At 65.5% G+C, this 20,426-nt stretch carries 20 protein-coding genes; 2 read left to right on the forward strand and 18 right to left on the reverse strand.

Annotated features, from left to right (window positions below; translation table 11 throughout):
* Positions 1-264: 264 nt before the first annotated feature.
* Entirely contained in the window at positions 265-3,225 is a 2,961-nt protein-coding gene (locus tag ACOGJC_RS01645) for a SpoIID/LytB domain-containing protein (protein WP_419846771.1), read from the forward strand.
* A 9-nt stretch (positions 3,226-3,234) separates the two neighbouring features.
* Here the strand turns inward: ACOGJC_RS01645 and rfbD are convergent, their stop codons facing one another.
* From rfbD to ACOGJC_RS01720, 15 genes are all read right to left on the reverse strand, one after another.
* On the reverse strand, positions 3,235-4,080 hold the full coding sequence (gene rfbD / locus ACOGJC_RS01650) for a dTDP-4-dehydrorhamnose reductase (protein WP_419846772.1): 846 nt from the start codon (positions 4,078-4,080) through the stop codon (positions 3,235-3,237).
* 13 nt (positions 4,081-4,093) lie between these two features.
* On the reverse strand, positions 4,094-5,056 hold the full coding sequence (rfbB, locus tag ACOGJC_RS01655; protein ID WP_419846773.1) for a dTDP-glucose 4,6-dehydratase: 963 nt from the start codon (positions 5,054-5,056) through the stop codon (positions 4,094-4,096).
* Position 5,057: 1 nt separating this feature from the next.
* Positions 5,058-5,624, reverse strand: a complete 567-nt coding sequence (locus ACOGJC_RS01660) for a dTDP-4-dehydrorhamnose 3,5-epimerase family protein (protein WP_419846774.1) — start codon at positions 5,622-5,624, stop codon at positions 5,058-5,060.
* A 40-nt stretch (positions 5,625-5,664) separates the two neighbouring features.
* On the reverse strand, positions 5,665-6,747 hold the full coding sequence (locus ACOGJC_RS01665; protein WP_419846775.1) for a glucose-1-phosphate thymidylyltransferase: 1,083 nt from the start codon (positions 6,745-6,747) through the stop codon (positions 5,665-5,667).
* 54 nt (positions 6,748-6,801) lie between these two features.
* Positions 6,802-7,059 carry a NifU family protein gene (locus ACOGJC_RS01670; protein WP_419846776.1) on the reverse strand — a complete coding sequence of 86 codons (258 nt, stop codon included), beginning with the start codon at positions 7,057-7,059 and terminating at the stop codon, positions 6,802-6,804.
* A complete protein-coding gene (locus ACOGJC_RS01675; protein WP_419846777.1) occupies positions 7,059-7,874 on the reverse strand; it encodes an SDR family NAD(P)-dependent oxidoreductase in 816 nt (271 codons plus the stop codon). The genes ACOGJC_RS01670 and ACOGJC_RS01675 overlap by 1 nt, the downstream gene beginning before the upstream one ends.
* A gap of 13 nt (positions 7,875-7,887) precedes the next feature.
* Positions 7,888-8,955, reverse strand: a complete 1,068-nt coding sequence (locus ACOGJC_RS01680) for a zinc-dependent alcohol dehydrogenase (RefSeq protein ID WP_419846778.1) — start codon at positions 8,953-8,955, stop codon at positions 7,888-7,890.
* A gap of 32 nt (positions 8,956-8,987) precedes the next feature.
* Positions 8,988-10,187: a thiolase C-terminal domain-containing protein gene (locus ACOGJC_RS01685; protein ID WP_419846779.1), complete on the reverse strand. Its 1,200-nt coding sequence runs from the start codon at positions 10,185-10,187 to the stop codon at positions 8,988-8,990.
* Between the two features lie 24 nt (positions 10,188-10,211).
* Entirely contained in the window at positions 10,212-10,601 is a 390-nt protein-coding gene (locus tag ACOGJC_RS01690) for a Zn-ribbon domain-containing OB-fold protein (protein ID WP_419846780.1), read from the reverse strand.
* Between the two features lie 68 nt (positions 10,602-10,669).
* On the reverse strand, positions 10,670-11,158 hold the full coding sequence (locus tag ACOGJC_RS01695; RefSeq protein ID WP_419846781.1) for a nuclear transport factor 2 family protein: 489 nt from the start codon (positions 11,156-11,158) through the stop codon (positions 10,670-10,672).
* A complete protein-coding gene (locus ACOGJC_RS01700; RefSeq protein WP_419846782.1) occupies positions 11,155-11,715 on the reverse strand; it encodes a nitroreductase family protein in 561 nt (186 codons plus the stop codon). Before ACOGJC_RS01700 ends, ACOGJC_RS01695 begins: the two co-directional genes overlap by 4 nt.
* A gap of 26 nt (positions 11,716-11,741) precedes the next feature.
* Complete coding sequence (locus tag ACOGJC_RS01705; RefSeq protein ID WP_419846783.1) at positions 11,742-12,410, reverse strand: hypothetical protein; 669 nt, start codon at positions 12,408-12,410, stop codon at positions 11,742-11,744.
* A 153-nt stretch (positions 12,411-12,563) separates the two neighbouring features.
* Positions 12,564-16,091, reverse strand: coding sequence for a DNA polymerase III subunit alpha (dnaE, locus tag ACOGJC_RS01710; protein WP_419846784.1), 3,528 nt, complete (start codon positions 16,089-16,091; stop codon positions 12,564-12,566).
* A 150-nt stretch (positions 16,092-16,241) separates the two neighbouring features.
* Positions 16,242-16,745: a proteasome activator gene (locus ACOGJC_RS01715; RefSeq protein WP_419846785.1), complete on the reverse strand. Its 504-nt coding sequence runs from the start codon at positions 16,743-16,745 to the stop codon at positions 16,242-16,244.
* Positions 16,746-16,789: 44 nt separating this feature from the next.
* Positions 16,790-17,977, reverse strand: a complete 1,188-nt coding sequence (locus tag ACOGJC_RS01720; RefSeq protein ID WP_419846786.1) for an alkaline phosphatase family protein — start codon at positions 17,975-17,977, stop codon at positions 16,790-16,792.
* Positions 17,978-18,017: 40 nt separating this feature from the next.
* Here ACOGJC_RS01720 and ACOGJC_RS01725 point away from each other — a divergent pair, with 40 nt between their 5' ends.
* Entirely contained in the window at positions 18,018-18,473 is a 456-nt protein-coding gene (locus ACOGJC_RS01725; protein WP_419846787.1) for an RrF2 family transcriptional regulator, read from the forward strand.
* On the opposite strand, the gene ACOGJC_RS01730 is transcribed toward ACOGJC_RS01725, so the two are convergent.
* The 3 genes from ACOGJC_RS01730 to ACOGJC_RS01740 are packed head-to-tail and all read right to left on the reverse strand — an operon-like array spanning position 18,470 to position 20,424.
* On the reverse strand, positions 18,470-19,414 hold the full coding sequence (locus ACOGJC_RS01730; RefSeq protein WP_419846788.1) for an RluA family pseudouridine synthase: 945 nt from the start codon (positions 19,412-19,414) through the stop codon (positions 18,470-18,472). The genes ACOGJC_RS01725 and ACOGJC_RS01730 overlap by 4 nt on opposite strands.
* Positions 19,404-19,946 carry a signal peptidase II gene (lspA, locus tag ACOGJC_RS01735; RefSeq protein ID WP_419846789.1) on the reverse strand — a complete coding sequence of 181 codons (543 nt, stop codon included), beginning with the start codon at positions 19,944-19,946 and terminating at the stop codon, positions 19,404-19,406. The genes ACOGJC_RS01730 and lspA overlap by 11 nt, the downstream gene beginning before the upstream one ends.
* Positions 19,936-20,424 (reverse strand): TraR/DksA family transcriptional regulator, encoded by a 489-nt coding sequence (locus ACOGJC_RS01740; RefSeq protein ID WP_419846790.1) that lies wholly within the window; start codon positions 20,422-20,424, stop codon positions 19,936-19,938. Before ACOGJC_RS01740 ends, lspA begins: the two co-directional genes overlap by 11 nt.
* Positions 20,425-20,426 lie beyond the last annotated feature (2 nt).

A 20,426-nucleotide genomic window follows, 5' to 3' on the forward strand; every position in this document is an offset into this window, starting at 1 on the left:
CCCGGAGGCAGAACTCGCTCGAGAAGGCGCCGGACCACTACGACACCCTATCCCGATACCAATTGCTGGCTTTCACCCACCGAACCATTCTGCAAACCGCTGACAGCCCTGACAACACCACTGCTCGGCGGGGTGTACTTGATGGAAGGGGTCGAAACTGGGAGCATGGCAGGGCGGGCGGCCAACCGTTTTGGACGTTCTATGCATTGGCAGCGGTCGGCGTCGATGAGACGCCTTCGCCTATCCCCGCTATTCGCCGTCTCATTGACTCTCGCGGTCGCGGCATCGGTGCTGGGCGCCGCGCCGTCATCTGCCCAAGACAGCGCTGATCCCGAGCCGGCGCTCATCGTCGACCCCGACGCGACGATCACCTTCACCGGAAGCGGCTGGGGTCACGGTGTGGGCATGGGCCAGTGGGGAGCCTACTCCCGGGCTATTGCCGGCCACTCCGTGGCCGACATCCTGGCCTTTTACTACGAGGGCACCGAGCTAGTCGAGAATTATGGTCGACCTGCCGCCGACCCCGAACCCACCCCGGCACCGACGCCCTCGCCGCAGCCAACTTCGATATCGACTTCGCCCGAGGATCAGGTGTTCGTTCTGCTGGCCACCGCGGACACAACCACCCTGGTCCCCGAGGGGCTCAACCGCATCACCATCGACAACGCCGACATCGCCCATAGCGGCCAGGACGCCACCCGGGCCCCACCGGGCGCCCCCATCACCGTCACCCGAGCCAGCAACAACTGGCACATCTCCTACAACGGCATCAACGTCTGCCCCACCGGCTGCGCCGGCCAGGCCGCCCAACTCCACTTCGCCACCAACACCTCAGTGGCCATCTCCAACACCGGACGCTCCTACTCCCACGGACGCATCAACCTCATCGCCACCGACCAAAACCCAACCCGGTTCCACATCACCCTCGACTCCCTCACCATCGACAAATACCTCACCGACCCCCACAACGATCCGGGCTCAGAACAAGAGCAGCCGGAGGAGTCAATTCGGGCGCTGCTGGCCACCTCGGTGACGACCACGCTGGTCCCCGAGGGGCTCAACCGCATCACCATCGACAACGCCGACATCGCCCATAGCGGCCAGGACGCCACCCGGGCCCCACCGGGCGCCCCCATCACCGTCACCCGAGCCGGCAACAACTGGCACATCTCCTACAACGGCATCAACGTCTGCCCCACCGGCTGCGCCGGCCAGACCGCCCAACTCCACTTCGCCACCAACACCTCAGTGGCCATCTCCAACACCGGACGCTCCTACTCCCACGGACGCATCAACCTCATCGCCACCGACCAAAACCCAACCCGGTTCCACATCACCCTCGACTCCCTCACCATCGACAAATACCTCACCGACCCCCACAACTCCTTCCCGGGGTCACCGGAGCCAGAAGCCGTTGTAACGTCCGAACCACAGCTCGACCCGCCGCCTGAGCCCAGGTATCCCACTGACGCCATCCGCGTCATGTTGGCCACCGCCACCGGCACCACGCTGACTCCAGAGGGCCTCAACCGCATCACCATCGATGGCCAAGGCGATATCCGGGTGCCCGCAGGGACTCCCGTCGCCGTCACCCGGCACGCCGACCATTGGCACATCGTCTATAGCGGCACCGACGTCTGCGGCACGGGCTGTACCGGAACCACTGCGCAACTCCATTTCGCCACCGGTACCTCCGTGTCCGTCTCCAACACCGGACGCTCCTATTCCCATGGACGCATCAACCTGGTCTCCACCGGCGGGACGTCCAGCGAGTTCTACATCATCCTCGACTCCCTCTCCATCGAGAACTATCTGCGGGGCGTGGCCGAATCCCCGATGAATTGGCCTCTGATCGCGCACGAGGCCCAGGCCATCGCCGCCCGCAGCTACGCCGCCGCCACGCTCCGAGAGCGGCGGGCGTCTGACACGTGGACCAGGCCCTTCGACCTGTACTCCACCGTCTGGGACCAAGCGTTTGTGGGCGACACCCGGGAGAAGCACGCCGACGCGGGAACATGGCTCCAAGCGGTCGCCAACACGGCCGGCCAGGTTCTGTTCCATGGGGGGGTACCGATCCGGGCGTTCTACTCCGCGTCCAACGGCGGCCACACCGAGCGCAGCGGCTATGTGTTCTACGCCGACCTCCCCTACCTGCCGGCCAAGCCCGACCCGTTCGACCCCCAGCACAGCCCCTATGCCTCCTGGGAGCGGGTCTACACGGTGCGCGAGTTCAACCAGTGGTTGAACAACCACCCCGATACCGCGGTGGGCCGGCTCCAGGGCATGGAGATCACCGGCGGAACGGGAGCGTCGGGCCGTGTGGACAACGCCGACATACGGATCACCGGCACCAGCCGCTCTGTTACCGTCTCCGGTAGCCGGCTCCAGAGCCGGATCAACACCGCGGCCCGGGAACGCGGGCAGGGACAATTGCTGTCGACCAAGTTCGTGTTCAGCTTCTCGGAGGAGACACTCGTCCCCGACACCGATCAGCCCACCTCGCCAGAGGAGGCATCGCGCGATGACGCTCTCTTCTACTCGGGGATCATCGACGGCCCCGACTTCTGCCTCAACCGCAGCTTCGGCGGACCCACCACCTACGCCCACGACAGCAACGGCGACGGGGTGGCCGACGTCTGCTCCCTGCCCCGAACCCGCCGAGAAGCCGCCGCCCGCCAACAAGCCCTAGAAGACATTGCTCTTCTCCCCAGGTTCAGAGAGAGCTTCAACGCCTATCTGGCTGAGGAATGCCTCTCGGTGCCTGAGACCCTGGGCGAGCCCGACAAAGAACCCGCAGACGAATGCCAGCAGCACCGAGAGCGCTCGGCCAACGCGCCGGCCGACACCGGTTCGCCACCGCCCGTATCTACCACCCCAGAACCGCCCGACGGCAATGGCCGATCGCCGGATGAAGCTGGAGATGATCTGTTCTACTCGGGGGTCATCAACGGCCCTAACTTCTGCTTCAACCACAGCCTGGGCGGACCCACCACCTACGCCCACGACAGCAACGGCGACGGGGTGGCCGACGTCTGCTCCCTGCCCCGAACCCGGCGAGAAGCCGCCGCCCGCCAACAAGCCCTGGAGCGCCTCGCGGTCGAACACCCCGACGCGTTCGCCCTTTTCTTTGAGTTGGCCTGCATAGAGGGCCCGAAGACGTTGGGCGAACCCGACAAAGAATCCGTCGACGAGTGCCAACCCCACATCGGAGCCCAAGCGGCCTGACGCCGACCGTCAGCCCAACAAGTCGGCCACCAGACGACTCAGCGGCGCCCGGTAATCAGGCGGGCGGTCCAGGCCAGCGAGGGCCAGCGCTCGGTTCTCCAACACCGAATTGGCCGGGCGTGCCGCGGCGCGGGGCGGTTGTAGATCGGCGGTGGTGATGGGCGCCACCCGGTCGGGATCGTGGCCGGCGGCCGCCATGATGTCCCGGGCGAACTCATACCAAGACGCCTCCCCCTGGTTGGTCACGTGATACAGCCCCGGACGGCGGTCGGTGCACAGCCGCTCGATCACCGCGGCCACATCGGCAGTGAACGACGGAGACCCCCTTTGGTCGTCCACAAACCGCATCGACCCGTCCTCTGAGGCCAGCCGCAACACCGTGGTCACCATGTTGGAACCGTGACGGCCGCACAGCCACGAGGTCCGCACCACAGTGGCCTCCTCGCCAGCTTCCTGTTCGCCAGCCAGCTTGGTGGCCCCATAGACCGACTGGGGATCGGGCTGGTCCCACTCGTGATAGGGCCCTCCCTTGTCGCCGGCAAAGACGTAGTCGGTGGAGACGTGGCACAAGTGAGCGCCGAACCGGCGGGCGGCCTCGGCCACATGGCGCACCGCCAGGGCGTTGACCTGATACGCCCGGTCGACTTCGGCCTCGCAGGCGTCCACCGCGGTAAAGGCCGCGCAGTTGACCACCACATCGGGGCTCACACTGCCGACGATGCCCAGCACCTGGTCGCGATGGGCAACATCCAACTCCCGACGGCCCGCGGCAACAACCTCGTGACCCGAGGCGGCGAACCGCTCGGCTGTGTCTCGACCAAGCTGCCCGGTAGCGCCGGTGACCAAGACCCTCACGGCCCCACGGCCCTCATGTTGCAGCCCTCTTGAGCGGTTCCCACCACCAGCGGTTGTCCCGATACCAGACCACCGTGGCGGCCAGAGCCTCTTCCATCTCCCGGGCCGGCCGCCAACCCAGCCTGTGAATCTTGGCGGAGTCCACCGAATACCGCCGGTCATGGCCCAGCCGATCTGCCACCGGCTGGATGAACGACTCGTCCCGACCGCACAGCGCCAACAGGCGGGCCGCCAGATCGAGGTTGGCCAGCTCGTTGCCCCCGCCGATGTTGTAGATCTCCCCCGGCAGCCCTTGGCGCAGCACCAAGTCAATAGCCGTGCAGTTGTCCTCCACATGGCACCAGTCCCGCACGTTCTTGCCATCGCCGTAGAGGGGTGCCGCCAAACCGTCCAGCAGGTTGGTCGTGAACAAGGGGATGACCTTTTCGGGGTGCTGGTAGGGACCGAAGTTGTTGGATGGCCGGGCAATGGTCACCGGCAGCCCGTGGGTCTCCCGATAGGCCAGCGCGATCAGATCGGCCCCGGCTTTGGATGCCGAGTAGGGCGATCGGGGCGCCAGCCGGTCGGTCTCGGTGAACGACCCCACATCAATCGACCCATACACCTCGTCGGTCGAGATGCAGACCACCTTGTGCACTTCCAACCGCCGGGCGATGTCACACACCACGTTGGTGCCGCCGCAGTTGGTGCGAACGAAGGCGTCGGGGTTGACAATAGAGCGATCCACATGGCTCTCGGCCGCGAAGTGGACCACGGCATCGCAGCCGGCCATGGCCTCGGCCACCCCGTCGCGGTCGCACACGTCGCCCTTCACGAACGCTAAACGGCGGTCGTCTTCGAGGTCTCGCAGGTTGTCCCGGTTGCCGGCGTAGGTAAGGGCGTCGTACACCAACACGGCGTCGTCGGAGTGGGCCAGCACATGGCGGACGTAGTTGGAGCCGATAAACCCAGCGCCCCCAGTCACAAAGAGCTTCATGTCACCCTTGGGCTTCGAAACGGGGAATCAGGTGGTCGGGAATTGCCGAGCGGCGGGGGTTGGACTGGTCTCGAGCCGACAAAACGGGGTTGTCCACCCCCCAGTCGGCCCCAATCTCGGGGTCGTTCCAGGCCACCCCCAACTCGTCGGCTGGGTTGTAGTAACCGTCCACGAGGTAGCTGATGGTCATGTCCGACAACGCGGCAAACCCGTGGGCCACCCCCGGCGGGATGTACACCCCCCGATGGTGGTTCACACCGTCGGGCTCGGTGCCCAGAGGCAGCGTCATTGTGCGCCCGTCGGTGGGCGAGCCTGACCGCAGATCATGGAGCACTACCCGGGCCTGGCCAACGGGCACATACCAGTAGTCGGCCTGATGGAGGTGGTAGTGCAAGCCCACCACCGAGCCGGCCCGCCGGTCGCCCCGGTTGGCCTGGATCATCTCCCGGACCCCGGGAATCCACTCCCGCCGGTAGGTCTCCACAAACACGCCCCGCTCGTCGCCATGGATGTCGGGAGACACGATGAACACGCCCGAAATCGCCTCACAAGGGCTTACTTCAGCCACTGCTCTACCCCGGTTCCAAGTGAGGATGATCGGCCAACATCTACCCCAGTTCCAGATGGGAATGGTCGCCCAGCATGAGCCGGGACACCGGGCGGCGCTCGGGCGACTGAGTCACCTGCACGTGCTGGCCGATCAGGGAGTCGGTGATCCGGCTGATGCCGTCGATGCGGCAGCCTTCCAGCACAACTGAGTGATCCAGTTCGGCGTCGTTGATCACACACTCGTCGCCGATGGAGGTGTAGGGACCGATAAAGGTATTTTCTATGCGGGTGTTCGCGCCGATCATCGCCGGGCCCCGCACGGTGGAGTTGACGATCTTGGCCCCCTCCGACACCACCACCCGCCCCTCGACCTTGGAGGCGTCGTCCACCGCTCCGTCCACCCGGCGCACCAGGGTGTCGAGCACCAGGCGATTGCACTCCAGCAGAGGATCCTTCTTACCAGTGTCGATCCACCAGCCGCCCAGCATCCGATGGCTCACCTGGTGGCCGTTCTGGATGAGCCAGTCGATGGCGTCGGTGATCTCCAACTCGCCCCGGGCCGATGGCTCGACGGCGGCCACCGCCTCATGGATGGCGGAGTCGAAGATGTACACCCCCACCAAGGCCAGGTTGGAGGGCGGGTCGGCGGGCTTCTCCACCAGGTTGACCACATTGCCATTGGGGTCGAGCTCAGCCACCCCGAACGACGAGGGGTTGTCCACCGGGGTCAGCAGGATCTGCGCCCGACTCTGGCCGGGACCCTGCTCTCGCTCCCCTTCGAACTGCGCGACGAACTCGGCCAGCCCCTGCTCCAACATGTTGTCGCCCAGATACATGACAAAGCAGTCGTCACCCAGGAAGTCCCGGGCCACAAGCACGCAGTGGGCCAGCCCCAAGGGTGCTTCCTGGTGGATGTAGGTGACGCTCACCCCGAATCGCGACCCATCGCCCACCGCATCTTGGATCTCTTCTCGGGTGTCACCCACGACGATGGCGATGTCGATTATCCCTGCGTCGGCCATGTCCTCGATGCCGTAGAACAGCACCGGCTTGTTGGCGATGGGCACCAACTGCTTGGCCCGAGTGTGGGTCAGCGGGCGCAGCCTCGTCCCCGCACCCCCCGACAAGATGAGTCCCTTCATCGACCGCCCAGTTTACGACCACCCTGCCGGTGCCGCGACACCGGTAGGTGGGCACTAAGGCCCAGTGGGGCCATCTCGGGGATCTTCAATGGTGACGGCACTCACATCAGAAAGGCGAGTGCTGACCAGGTCGAGGGCGATCTGCTCGAGGAATTCCCTGGGCATGACGCACTCCCGGCATTCGGCACCTTCCAGGATCAGGCGCAGGGCTACCGTGCCCGCACCAGCCGAAACCAACTCCACGTCACCGCCGTCGAGGGCCACCATGGCTCGCAATTCGCCGACCGCTTCGTCTAACAGGGCTTGATCCATCACAGTGCCTCCTCGCTGGCGTCTTGTCCGAGATTCGGGGGTCGGGTTCGAGACAGGAAGGCCCCGGCGTCGGCCAAGATGAGCTGGCCGGTGGTGCAGCGGGCCAGATCGGAGGCCAGGTACACCGACAATCGGCCCAACTCCTCGGGCAGGGTCTCCCGGCGCAACGGGGTGGCGGCCACGATGGCGTCATAGTGGTCAGGGGGGAAGGCCTCTTTGACCAGCTCAGTGAGCGTGGTGCCGGGGGCGATGGCGTTGACTCGGATGTTGTGGGGGCCGAGTTCCACCGCCATCGACCAGGTGAGGTGGTTGATGGCCGCCTTGGCCGCGGCGTAGCTCGACATCATGGGAGAGGGCCGGGTGGTCTCGCCGGAGCTGACGTTGATGATGACGCCATCGCCCTGCGTCATCATGACCAAGGCTTCAGCCCGGCCACACAACGCGGTCAGCACCAGATTCTGATCGACAAGATCCCGCCAGAATTCTCCGTCCATGTCCACAAACCGAGTTGGGGATCGTCCCGCCATCATGCCGACGTTGTTGACGGCAATGTCCAGGCTCCCGCCCCAGGCAACCACATCGCCCACCAGGGCTTCGATGGCGGCGTCGTCCCGCAGATCGGCGGGGAACGCGGCGGCGCTGCCCCCCTCCTCGGCAATGAGAGCCACGGTCTCCTCGGCGTTAGCGGCTCGGATGTCGTTCACCCCCACCGATGCGCCAGCCCGACCCATCCACCGGGCGATCTCCCGGCCAATGCCCGCTCCCGCCCCGGTGACCAGCGCCACCTTGCCGGAGTGGTCGATCTCGACGCTCATCCCCTCGCTACCGCTAGCCGTGTCGGAGGCCGACCCGAACCGCGTCTTGATCGGCGGTTCGCTGGAGCAGGGCCATGGCCTCTTCGATCTGGTCGAGGCCGAACACCTCGCCCAGCAGCGGTCCGGTGGGGAATTCCCCACTGTTCAAGATGGCCACCGCCTCCCTCATGGAGCTGGGGGTGGAACCGCTGCCCCCCTGGACCGTTAGCCCCTTGAGCACGATCAGGTCGGTGATCATCTCCACCGGCGCCAAGTTCTTCAATCCGGCCAGCTGCACCCTGCCCCCTTGGCGAACCAGGCTCAGACACAGGGGCACGGTCGCGGTGGTATCCGCCAGATCCACGGCCATGTCGGCCATGGCCCCACCGGTGAGATCGGCCACGAATTCCACCAGGTTTGTAGCGGTGACATCGACAGTCACATCGGCGCCCACCTCGCGGGCCACCTCCAGGCGCAGGGCATCGGCATCAGTGCCGGTGACGATCACCGTCTCTGCGCCCCGGCGCTTGGCCTCCGCGGCGTACACCAGCCCCATGTGGCCGGGACCCTGCACCACCACGGTCTCCCCCTCGCCCACCGGCATCGAGCTGAACCAGTTGCACACGTTGGCCAGCGGCTCGAACAGGGTCAGCTCGGCGGCATCAATGTCGTCGGTGAGCTTCACCAGATGGGTGTTGGGCAACACGCCCATGTACTCCCCGTAGCCGCCCCACAGCCCGTGGCCGTCTTCGAGGCCCATCGTGTAGCCGTACACCTCCCCCAAGCCGAATGGGTTGGTCTCCGAAACCGGCGCTCGCACAACCAGGTCAACCGCCACCCGGTCTCCCACCGCCACGCCCAGGTTGGCGTCGTCGGCTAGGGCGTGAACCCGGCCGACGATCTCATGGCCGGGCACTAGAGGCGACTTCTCTCCGGGGACGTGCTTGTGGCCGTGGAGCTGGGCCACGTCGCTGCCGCACATGCCCACGGCCTCCACCTTGAGGACGCCGCCGCCTGCCGGTGGGTCGGGCACCGGGAAGTCGTCCCGCATCAAGAAGGTACCGTCGCCGTTGAAGACCACGCCCCGACAAGTGCTGCTCATGTTTGCCGCCCCTCCTTCGGGGATTGGGGCTGCTAGATCCCGCTCTTCTCCAGAATGTGGACGCCGCAGCTTGAACCCAGGCCGATCACGTGGGCTAGGCCCACGTTGGCCCCTTCGATTTGGCGGTCGCCGGCCTCGCCCCGCAGATGGGTGGCCACCTCGTACACGTTGGCCACGCCGGTTGCGCCGATGGGATGGCCCTTGGAGATGAGGCCGCCGGACACGTTCACCGGGGTGTCGCCGTCGCGCCACGGGGCACCCCGGTCGATGAAGTCGCCGGCGCCGCCGGGCTCGCACAGCCCCAGATTGTCGTAGTGGATGAGCTCAGCGGTGGCGAAGCAGTCGTGCAGCTCCACCAGACTGAGGTCTTGGGGGCCCACCCCGGCCTGCTCATAGGCCGCGGTGGCGGCATTGCGGGTGAGGGTGTTCACATCGGGCTGCATGGCACCCGACTCCACGTAGGGATCGGTGGTCAGTACCGAGGCAGAGATCTTCACTGCCCGGGACTGCTGCTCGCGGCTCAATGAAGCGAACCGCTCCTCCCCCACCAACACGCAGGCGGCGGCCCCGTCGCCGGTGGGGCAGCACATGAGCAGGGTGTTGGGGTAGGACTGCATGGGCGAGCCCATGACCTCCTCCAGGGTGAATTCCTTCTGGTACTGGGCCAAAGGATTCAGAGTGGAATGGGCGTGGTTCTTCTGGGCCACCTTGGCGAACTGCGCAAAACCCACCCCGTCGTTGTCGTTGGCATACTCCATGCCGGCCTGGGCGAACACCCCGGGCATGGTGTCGGTGCCCAGAATGCCGTCGATGGGCATGACCGCGCCGAAGCGGCCCGACGGCTCATACACGTTTTTCTCCTTGCGGGCGCCGCCAGCCAACAGCCCCATCTTGCCCATCTGCTCCACGCCGATGGCCAGGCCCAAGTCGGCCTCGCCGGCTCGAATGGCCATGATCACCGTGCGCAAGGCGGTAGCCCCGGTGGCACAGGCGTTGGACACGTTGTATACCGGGATGCCGGTCTGGCCGATCTGCTTCTGCACCTGCTGGCCCATGCCGGCGTTGGCTTGGAACAGGGTCCCGCAGGCCAGCAGATCCATGTCGGAGATGGTCACCCCGCCGTCGTCCAGTGCCCCCAAAGCCGCCGCGGCGGCCAAGTCCACCGCGTCCTGGTCGGGGTAGCGGCCGAACGCCGTCATGTGCGTTCCCAGAACCCAGATGTCTTGTGCCATTGTCGGCCTCCTATTGATTGATTGTCACACCGGGGCGTACCCGAAGGCGACGGCCTCTAGGCCGTCGTCGTCGGTGCCCACGACATAGGTGTCGAGCTTGACTTTCATGCCGAGCGTGATCTTGGCGGGATCGGGCTCGATGTTGATGAGGTTGGAGCGCACCGAGGTGCCGTCGTCGGTCAGCACGATGGCCGAGACGTAAGGAGTGGGGATGGTGGGAGCCGCCCGGTAGACGATGCTGAAGGTGCGAAGGGTGCCGGTGTCACTCACTCGTACCGAATTGAACTCTCGGTGGCCGCAATGGGCGCAGGCGTTGCGCCGGCCGAAGAAGCGGGCGCCGCAATTGGCGCACTCATTGGCTTGCAGGTGGGGCTCATCGCCCAAGACGAGATAGTCCACAAGTGGGATTTGCACGACGGACAGACTATCCCAGCACCCGATGCAGCGGCCCAACTGCGACGGGCGGGCGGGCCGAGATCCGGCTATTGGGGGATGTCGAATCCCTCAGGGAAACCGCCGTCCATGTAGGCCGACGTCTCGACCTTCTTCTTGATGCGAAAACCCTCAGGAGTCCTGGTGACGGTGTCGTGGTACCAACCGCCCACAAAGAACAAGTGCAGCCCCGACCCGTTGGGGTCGAACTTTCCATCGTCGTTGATGGGCATACCCATCGGATTGTGGAAGATCGTTGTGCACTCGGCGGTGTCACCGTCCCAACTGCGGATGTAGGTCTTGCCCACCATGTGCTGGGTCATGGGGAAGATGGAAAGGGCCATTTGGAGCCAGCCCTTGACGGTGGGATAGTCGGCGTTAGCGTCATCCACGCCAGGAGCCGACGAGGAGTAGTCCAGATGGGCATCGGGGGTAAACACCGTGTCGAGTAGATCCCAGTCCTTGTCGTCAATGGCGATGGTGTACCGGACGATGGTGTCCTCAATGGCCAGGCGGTCAACGGGGTCAGGCATGCTCATGGCGGGTCACCGTAGTGGATGATCTCCCCCAATGGCCTACGGGGGCGGGTGGCCGATGAACTGGGACGCTGATCGGAGGGGTGGCCGAGGGCCACGGTTCCGACGACGCGGCGTCCCGCAGGGATGCCAAGACCCTCGATCACCGCAGCCTCGTGCTCGAAGGCGCCGAAAAAGCACGAACCCAGGCCGGCAGCGGTGGCCCCCAGCAGCAGGTTGTGTACCGCCATGCCGGCATCAACCCACCAGTAAGGGACGGGCCAGGAGTCCGTGCCCTCGCCGAAACCGGTGTGGGCCTTGTCGGCCTCGGCGTAGCGCCGCACATAGCGCTGGGGCTCGGTGAGCACCACCACGAGGACGGGAGCGACCAGCAGGCCGGGCCAGGGGAACTCGGCTCGCCGATCCGGGGTGAGGGTCAGTTGCCAGTAGCGCTCGGGTTGGGCGACCACGCAGAACTCCACCGCCTGGGCATTGCCAGCCGACGGTGACCGGCGCGCTTGGTCAAGCAATTCATCGACGACGCCATCGGGAAGAGGATCGGGGAGAAAGTTGCGGCACATTGGCCGCCGAAGAGGTGGCGTGTTGCTCAGGCGTACTTGAGCAGGTCTTCGGCCATGATCCAGCCGAAGGCAATCATGGTGTCGCCACCGCCGCGGTCCACTTTGTCGAACAGGGCAACTACGTCAGGGTCGATGCTGTCGGGCTTGGCCGTCTCGTAGTCGAGCAAACAGGCCTGGTTGTCGTCGCCCACCACCCGGAAGTCGCGGTCGAGATACCGAGAGGCGCTGATGTTGAACCGCTTGGCCAGCCGGCGTCCCCAGGCCCGCTCCTCGCCGGAGGCCTTGTGCCCGGGGCGGGGAACGATGTCCACCAGGGGCTTGAAGGTGTCGAATCCACCGGGGTTGTCGAACTGGGTGCCCATCAGCACGTCTTCGTCGGGGAAGGCCATCAGCGCCCGATGGAGCTGGGCCTCGGTCAATTGGCGGAGCACGGTGCTGCGCTTGGAGGTGCGGGCCACCGATGCCAGCCCCACCAGCACGCTCGGCGTTCCACCGATGCGCTCCAGGGTGGAGAAGGAGAATCCCCGAAGTTTCCCGTTCTCCCGAGCGGTGGAGATCAGCACCCACTCTTCGGTTTGCTTGGAGAGCAACCCCACCGAAAACGGGTTGGGGCCGTCAGCGCACATGTCTGCCATCTCGGCCAGTTCAGCGTCGGTGACCGCTGTGCAGTCCTTGGTTTCGACGTCGATAGCCATGTGCTGCTCGTCCTCCTCGCTCGCTGATTTCCCACAGATTCCCCCTGTGGGTACCCCTATAGTCCATCAATCACCCAGGCAGGCGTGCAAACCCGCAGGAATACAAGGGTTTTGCCGATAGCTTGGACGACGGCAAAATGCCAGCTTGTCGGGCTACACGGCGATGGCGTTCTCGCCCAGCATCTCCCGCAGCTCACCGATCAACCCGCTTCCCGCGTCCACCCCATAGGCCGGTGAAAGCTTGATCCCCTTGTCAACGCTGAGCATCAGGATCACCTCTGATTTGCCGGGATGAGCGGCGAGAGCCGACTTGAGGAAGTCGATACGATCAGGAGACAGTCCATAGGATCCGAGGTTCAGCTTCAGGGTGGGCGTTCCGTTGGCCAAAGCCGGATCGATCGGCTCCACTCCGAAGCAGATCAGGTTGGGCTCGTCATCGCGGCGGTCAAACCGGCCCTCGAACACCACCACCAGGTCGTCGGCCAGCTTGTGGCCGTGTTCCTCCATAGCCCGGGGAAACAGCGTCACCTCCATGTTCCCGTACATGTCCTCAAGGTCGCACGACGCCATCAGCTCGCCCTTGCGGGTCCATCGCTTGCGCAGGCCACTGACCACCCCGCCGACTTTCACCGATGTGCCCTCCTCCACTTCGGCCAGCTGGTCGATCCGATGGGTGGTCCTTCGAGCCAGCACCCCTTCCATGCCCATGATGGGGTGGTCGGACACGTAGAGCCCCAGCATCTCCTTTTCGGCCGCCAGCCTCCGGGCCTTGTCGAACTCGACATCGGGGATATCGATGCGCTCCTCGAAGCTCTCTTCGCTGCCTTCGCCGAACAGGCTCATAATTCCCTGGCTGCGCTCCCGCTGCTGTTGGATGCAGCGGCGGACGATCGTCTCGGACACGTTGAGCAGCCCCTGGCGGGGATGGTCGAACGAGTCGAAGCAGCCCGCCTTTATGAGGGCTTCGACAACGCCCTTGTTGAGCACGATCGGATCAACCCGCGAGCAGAAATCGTGGAAGTCGGCGAACGGTCCGTTCTCCCTCCTCTCGTCGAGGATCATCTGGGCGGTGCCCGTGCCCATGTGGCGGATGGCAGATAGACCAAACGAGATGGCCTTCTCGCCGTCAGGGGCGCCTATGGCGGCGAAATCCGACTCCGAGAGGTTCACATCTGGCAGCGCCACGGTGATCCCCATCTGGCGGCACTCGGCCAGGTACACGGCGGCCTTCTCCAGCTTGTTCTTGACGCTGGTCAACAAGGCGGCCATGTACTCCACCGAGTAGTTGGCCTTGAGGAAGGCGCACTGATAGGCGATGAGCCCATAGCCATAGGAGTGGCTCTTGCCGAAGGCGTAGTCGGCGAACTGCTCGATGATGTCGAAGAGCTGGGTGCCCAGTTCCTCGCCGTATCCCTCCTGCTCGCAACCCGCCACGAAGGAGTCCCGCTCCTTGGCCATCAACTCCCGGTCCTTCTTGCCACAGGCCTTGCGGAGGTTGTCGGCGTCGGCCAAGGAATAGCCCGCGAATCGCTGGGCCACCCGCATGACGCTCTCCTGGTAGATCATCAGCCCGTAGGTGTCGCCCAGGATGTCGGCGGCGTCGTCGTGGAACACCTGCACCGGTTTGCGGTCGTTCTTCCGGTCGGCATAGTCGTTGTGCATGTTGGCCGCCATCGGGCCGGGCCGGTAGAGGGCCACGAGGGCGGCCACGTCGTCGAAGCAGGTGGGCTTCAGCGATCGAATCAACGAGCGCATCGGACCGCTCTCCAGCTGGAATACGCCGATGGTCTCCCCCCGGGCCAGCATCTCGTAGGTGGCGGCATCGTCCAGCGGCACGTTGTCGATGTCGATGTCCACGCCGTGGGACTGCTTGATGAGCCCCACGGTGTCCTCGATCACATCGAGGTTGCGCAGGCCCAGAAAGTCCATTTTGAGCAGACCGAGATCCTCCACCGCGTGCATCTCGTACTGGGTGACGATGGGGGCCTCTTCGTAGGTCTGCCCCGTCGAGGCCTTGCGCTGAATGGGGAGGTGCTCGGTGAGCGGATCCTTGGTGATCACCACGGCGGCGGCGTGAATGCTGTCCTGGCGGCGCAAGCCCTCCAAGCCCCGGGCCACATCGACCACCTTGCGGGCATCCTCGTCGCTGTCATACATCGCCCGCAGCTCGGCGGCCGCGGTGTAGCCATCGGCGAATTCATCGGTCTTCTCCAAGCAGGCCCACAGCGGGGTGTCTCTTCCCAGCACAAGGGGGGGCATGGCCTTGGCCAGTTTGTCGCCCAGGGAATAGGGGAGGTTCAGCACCCGGGCGCTGTCGCGCACCGCAGCCCGGGCCTTGATGGTGGAGAAGGTGATGATCTGGGCCACATGGTCTTCGCCGTACTTGTGGGAGACGTAGCGGATGATCTCGTCGCGGTAGCGCGAGTCGAAGTCCATGTCGATGTCGGGCATGGATACCCGGGACGGATTGAGGAAGCGCTCGAACAGCAGGTCGTAGCGGATCGGATCCAGGTCGGTGATGCGCAGGGAGTAGGCCACGGCGCACCCAGCCGCGCTGCCTCGGCCTGGGCCCACCCGGATGCCCCGCTCTCGGGCGTAGCGGATCAGGTCCCAGGTGATCAGGAAGTAGGAGGAGAAGCCCATGTCGGAGATGACCTTGAGCTCGAAGGCCAGCCGGTCGGCCACCTCCTCAGTCAGGGGACTCCCCCATCGGGCTTCGGCGCCTTTCAAAGTCAGGGCCTGGAGGTAGTCGTCGGCGTTCTCGTATTCGTCGGGAATGGGGAAGTCGGGAAGCTGCGGTTTGCCGAACTCGATCTCCACGTTGGCCCGCTCGGCGATCAGCAGCGTGTTGTCGCAGGCCGGGACGAGGTCGGAGAACACATGGCGCATCTCCGCCGCCGTCTTGAGGTAGTGCTCGCTGCCATCGAACTTCAGGCGGTCGGTGTCGCTGACCAGCGAGCCGGTTTGCACGCACAAAAGGGCATCGTGGGACTCGGCATCGTGTCTATGGGTGTAGTGGCTGTCGTTGGTGGCCAATAGGGGGGCATTGATCTGGCGGGCCAGCCGGATCAGTTCGGGGTTGGTGCGAATCTGCGCGTCGATGCCGTGGTCCTGGATCTCTACGAACAGGTTCTCCTTGCCGAAGATGTCCTGGAGGCGGGCCGCCTTGGCCACCGCATCGTCGTAGTCGTTGCGCAGCAAGGCCTGGAGCACATGGCCGCCCAGACAGCCGGTGGAGCAGATCAGCCCCTCGCTGTGCTCGGCCAAAAGCTCCCAGTCGAGCCGGGGCTTGTAGTAGTAGCCCTCAAGGAACGCCCGGCTGGACAGCTGGATGAGGTTCTTGTAGCCGGTGTTGTTCTCGGCCAAAAGGGTGAGGTGGTAGTAGAGCTTATGGCCGCCCTCGGTGATGCCGCCGCTGTCGTCGACCTTGCCCCTCCGGGCGGGCCGCTCACTCCGGTTCTCGTGGGCCATGTAGGCCTCGGTGCCGATGACCGGCTTGATCCCCTCGGAAAGGCAGCTCTTGTAGAAGTCGACAACCCCGTACATGTTGCCGTGGTCGGTCATTCCCAGCGCGGGCTGCCCGTCGGCGGCGGCGGCCTGGACGAGCTCGCTCACCCGGGAGGCGCCGTCGAGGATGGAGTACTCGGTGTGTACGTGGAGGTGGGTGAAGGAACTGGACACGGCGCTCCTGTGGACGATCTGTGGCCTGCTTGTGGATAACTACAGGCTTGTGGTTTGGCCTACCCCGACCATACCAAGACCCGGCGACACGTGCTGATCGACGACTGATTCCCCGCGTTTCCCCTGATTATAGGGTACGAGAGGAATGAACTAGAGGTACGTGCCCGGGGCCCGGTCGGGTCCGGGGGCGGCGGCTCCGGGGGGAAGTTCGGCCCGGATATTGGCCAGCTGTTGCTGCGCGGAGACCTGCTGGGCGAACAGCGCCGCCTGGATGCCCTGAATGAGACCCTCCAGCCAGCCCACCAACTGGGCCTTGGCTACTTGTAGCTCGGCTTGGCTGGGGGGGTGATCCTCGGGAAACGGCAGGATCAGGCGATCCAGCTCCTCGCGCAGATCGGCGGACAGCGCCGAGCCCAGTTCCTCAATCGAGGTGGCGTAGATGTCCCGCAACCGGTCGCGGCTGGATTCGTCCAGCGAGGACTGGCGAACTTCGTCCAAGAGCTGCTTCATCATCGTGCCGACCCTCATCACCTTGGCCGGCTGTTCGATGGCCTCTCCGGCCGTCTCCGGCTCAGCTGGCCCGCTGACGGGATGGGGCCCATCGTGAACAACCTCGGCGGCCTCCGCGGGCATCGGCTGACGGGTGTCGGACATGGCTGGCAATCTACCCGCTGCTACCGAGACCCGGACAACGTTGTTCAGCCTCGGGTTCCATAGGCGGCCAGACAGGGGACCAGCATCTCGGCTGAGGTAAGCGAGCCGTGGCGGGCGATCAGCTGAAAAATCGGCTTGGACTCGTTGCCGGCAGGACTCCGATCCGGAGGCTTGGGCTCGGTGAACGCCACCGGGTCGCGGGGGACCAAGGCCACGTCACCCATCCGCGACCGGGCCTCCGGGCCTACGTAGGGACCAAGCCACCCCTCATCCAGCACCTGCTGCCTCCCGGCTACCAGGCCATATTGGCCGTAGCGCTCGGTGGCCACGCTCAGGAGCTCGCCAGCCCGGCCGGGTCGGGCGTGCAGCCAACGGAACCGGGCCTCCCCCGAGACCACCGACGACAGGGCCAACACGTCGCGGGCCAGCTCGACGGTGGCATCGCCCACCATGACCTGGCCGTGGTCAGATACCACCAGCAGCGCGGCCTCTGGTGGCAGCGCGGCGAGGAGTTGCCCCACCAAATGGTCCACTTCGGCATACTCCGCGTCCAGGTAAGGGCCGAATCCGTATTCGTGGGCCACCCGGTCGGGTCCGTCGTAGTAGGCGTACACCAGTGGCGCGCCGCCGTCCACCAGCATCTGCACCTCTACCGCAATGGAACTGGTCAGCTTGTAGCCCCGGTGGTCGACACCGTCGAGATGGGCCCGGGTGAAGCCGGTCCCGCGAAACTCGCTCCGGCCCACTGCTGGCACCCGCCGCCCGAAAAAGGCGGGCCGGGTTTGCACCTGCTCGGGCACGATGTTCTTGCGGGCATCGGCCTTCTTCGGCCCCGCCGTCCACCGCAGGGCGTTCAGAACCTGCCCCTGGATGTGAATCTGATAGCCGATCAAGCCGTGCTCGCCGGGAGCTGCGCCAGTAGTCAGCGAGGTCAGCGCCGTGGTCGTCGTGGTGGGGGCCACCGTGGTGATAGCGCCGCCCTCCATGCCCGACAGCACCGGAGCCAACCCGGTTCGCTCCTGAAGCTGCTCCCACCCCATGCCGTCCACCAGCAACAGCACCACTGCTTTGGCCTCGCGGGCCGGGGTGGGCAGCCAGCCCGAGGCATCCGGCGGGCCGAGCAGGGCGGGCACCACGTTGCTCAAACAGGCTGCCCGGTAGTCGGGCAGCACCGGAAAGCCCGTCGCCGGACTGCCAGCGGCCAAGCTGTCGTTGTCGGGGTGACGCTCCATCCGGCCTTCAACCTAATCGGCACCACTAGGGTGAGAGGCGGTGAGAGTATCGACCCGTGGGGACTACGCCAGCCGGGCGCTGCTGTCTCTGGCCCTGCACGCCGACGAGTCCGGTCCCACCTCGGCGCGGGACATCGCCGAGCGCACCGGACTCCCCCAGCCTTACCTGGAGCAGATCCTCCAAGCACTGAAGGGTGCCGGGCTGGTGCGCTCCAAGCGGGGAGCGGGGGGTGGCTACGCCCTGGCCCGACCGGCCTGCGATATCAGGCTGAGCGAGATAGTGAGCGCAGTGGACGGGCCCATCGTTCTGGGTGACTTCGGCGAGCCCCATGGTGACGGCGCCTGCGACCACGAGGGCCAGTGCGTGCTCTTGGCCATTTGGACCCATGTGGGCGACATCATGCACGACCTGCTCAGCAACTACACCCTGGCCGACATCGCCAAGACGGCCAACGGCCTGCTCCCCTGGCCCGGATCCGACAGATCTTCCAGTTAGCCGCGGAGTAGCCGGTAGAGCCGGGAGAGATCCACGGGGAGCTCGGCCTCGAAGGAGAGCTGCTCGCCGGTGCTGGGATGGTCGAAAGCCAGCCGACGGGCGTGCAGTGCGGGGCGGCTGATGCCAAGAACGGTCGGGCCGCCGTAGAGATCATCGCCCAGAACCGGGTGGCCGATGGCGGCCAAATGCACTCTGATCTGATGAGTTCGGCCTGTTTCCAACTCCAACTCCAAACAGGCGGTGTCATACGGGACCGCCTCTTCGGACGGCTCGGAGCTGACCGGCATTCGAGCCGTCACCCGATAGTGAGTTCGGGCCGGACGACCGTCGGCGGTCACAGCCATCTTGACGGGGTGCCGAGCTGAGCGACCCACGGGGGCGTCCACCACCCCCCGGTCATCGGCCGGCATCCCCGCCACGAGGGCGGTATAGCCCCGGTGCACCTCCCGGCCGCCCAACGCCGCGGTCAGCACCTCATAGCTATCCGGAGTACGGGCCACCATGAGCAGCCCCGAGGTGCCTCGGTCGAGCCGGTGGACGATGCCGGGGCGCTCCGGTGCACCGACCTCAGCGATTTCGGGGAATCGAGCGATCAGGCCGTTTACCAACGTCCCGGTTGCATGGCCCGGTCCAGGATGGACCACCAGATCAGCGGGCTTGTTCACCACGATCACCTGTTGGTCGGCATACACCACTTCGATCTCCACTGAGTGATCAGGCGTCAGCGCTGGTCGGCCCACCGCGGGAACCTCCGACAGCGTGATCCGATCGCCGGTGGCCATCCGCTGCGACCGTCCGGCCGCGGGGACACCGTTGACCGCCACCTTCTGGCCGTCAACCAGGCGGGCGGCCTCGGTTCGGCTGCATTCCCAAACCAGTGCGACCACCCGGTCGAGGCGCTCGCCGGCCAGCGCCTCGGGAACAACCTCCTCAGGCCTCATCAGCCTCGCCAGGATTGTCAGTCCCGTCGGCAGACTGGGGCTGGCGATAGCGGGGAGCGATCAGAACCAGGGCGATCCCGGCCACCACAATGGCGGAGTCAGCCGCATTGAACACCGGCCACCACTGGAGGTCGATGAAGTCGACCACTGCCCCACCCAGAAATCCGTCGCCGGACCGCACCGCCCTGTCGGCCAGATTGCCGATGGCGCCACCCAGCACCATGCCCAGAAGCACCGGCGGCAGCGCCAGTCGGCGGCCTCCCCAGCTGGCCCATGCCACCACGATCACGAACAACAGGGCCACCACCGCGATCACGGTCTCCAAACCCTGGCCCACGCCAAAGGCGGCTCCGGTGTTGTGGACCAGATGAAGTCGCAAGGTCCAGACCAAATCGATGTCCCGGTCGCTCAGCGCCTCAAGTGCCCACCATTTGGTCAGTTGATCTACAGCCACCACGAAGGCGGCCACCCCCAACAAGACCAGATTGTGGCGGCGAGATCGGAGATCTGTCTCGGGGGTCTTAGAACCCACCGGCTTTATGCTCAACCCGCTCCGCCGCCCACGGAATGGCATTGAGACGCTGCCGGGGAATCGGCTTGCCCGAAACCAGGCAGATGCCGTACGTGCCGTCGTCAATCCGAGCCAAGGCGGCGTCGATCTGATCGACCGCGGCGCGGGCATGGGCGCTGAGAGCCAGGTCCCGCTCCCGCTCCACCGCCAAGGTGTCGCCCTCGCCCGATTCCTCATCGAACTGGACATCTCCTGGTTCTCTCTCCTCTACCAGGGAATCGGCTTCGGCCTTTAGACGGGTGGCGGAATCGATGTAGCGGCTGCGCTCCTCCAAAAGGAGCCGCCGCTGCTTGTCAAGGTACTTCTTGTCGAACAGCGGCTTCTTCGCCGCGGGCTTCTTCGCCGCGGGCTTTTTGGCCGCGGGCTTCTTCGCCGCGGGCTTGCTGCCGCCGGCCTTGCTCTTGGCAGATGTCTTTGGTGCGGTCTTCTTCGCAGCCATTG

The sequence above is a fragment of the Candidatus Poriferisocius sp. genome, from assembly GCF_965204015.1.
GTDB lineage: Bacteria > Actinomycetota > Acidimicrobiia > Acidimicrobiales > Bin134 > Poriferisocius.

Bases quoted from the DNA above. Each gene is read 5' to 3' on its own strand.
- ACOGJC_RS01715 (WP_419846785.1), bottom strand. From the start codon at position 16,745: ATGTCCGACACCCGTCAGCCGATGCCCGCGGAGGCCGCCGAGGTTGTT.
- ACOGJC_RS01740 (WP_419846790.1), bottom strand. From the start codon at position 20,424: ATGGCTGCGAAGAAGACCGCACCAAAGACATCTGCCAAGAGCAAGGCC.
- ACOGJC_RS01700 (WP_419846782.1), bottom strand. From the start codon at position 11,715: ATGTGCCGCAACTTTCTCCCCGATCCTCTTCCCGATGGCGTCGTCGAT.
- ACOGJC_RS01730 (WP_419846788.1), bottom strand. From the start codon at position 19,414: ATGAGGCCTGAGGAGGTTGTTCCCGAGGCGCTGGCCGGCGAGCGCCTC.
- ACOGJC_RS01670 (WP_419846776.1), bottom strand. From the start codon at position 7,059: ATGGATCAAGCCCTGTTAGACGAAGCGGTCGGCGAATTGCGAGCCATG.
- ACOGJC_RS01705 (WP_419846783.1), bottom strand. From the start codon at position 12,410: ATGGCTATCGACGTCGAAACCAAGGACTGCACAGCGGTCACCGACGCT.
- ACOGJC_RS01675 (WP_419846777.1), bottom strand. From the start codon at position 7,874: ATGAGCGTCGAGATCGACCACTCCGGCAAGGTGGCGCTGGTCACCGGG.
- rfbB (WP_419846773.1), bottom strand. From the start codon at position 5,056: ATGAAGCTCTTTGTGACTGGGGGCGCTGGGTTTATCGGCTCCAACTAC.
- ACOGJC_RS01680 (WP_419846778.1), bottom strand. From the start codon at position 8,955: ATGAGCAGCACTTGTCGGGGCGTGGTCTTCAACGGCGACGGTACCTTC.
- ACOGJC_RS01720 (WP_419846786.1), bottom strand. From the start codon at position 17,977: ATGGAGCGTCACCCCGACAACGACAGCTTGGCCGCTGGCAGTCCGGCG.
- ACOGJC_RS01695 (WP_419846781.1), bottom strand. From the start codon at position 11,158: ATGAGCATGCCTGACCCCGTTGACCGCCTGGCCATTGAGGACACCATC.
- ACOGJC_RS01665 (WP_419846775.1), bottom strand. From the start codon at position 6,747: ATGAAGGGACTCATCTTGTCGGGGGGTGCGGGGACGAGGCTGCGCCCG.
- ACOGJC_RS01685 (WP_419846779.1), bottom strand. From the start codon at position 10,187: ATGGCACAAGACATCTGGGTTCTGGGAACGCACATGACGGCGTTCGGC.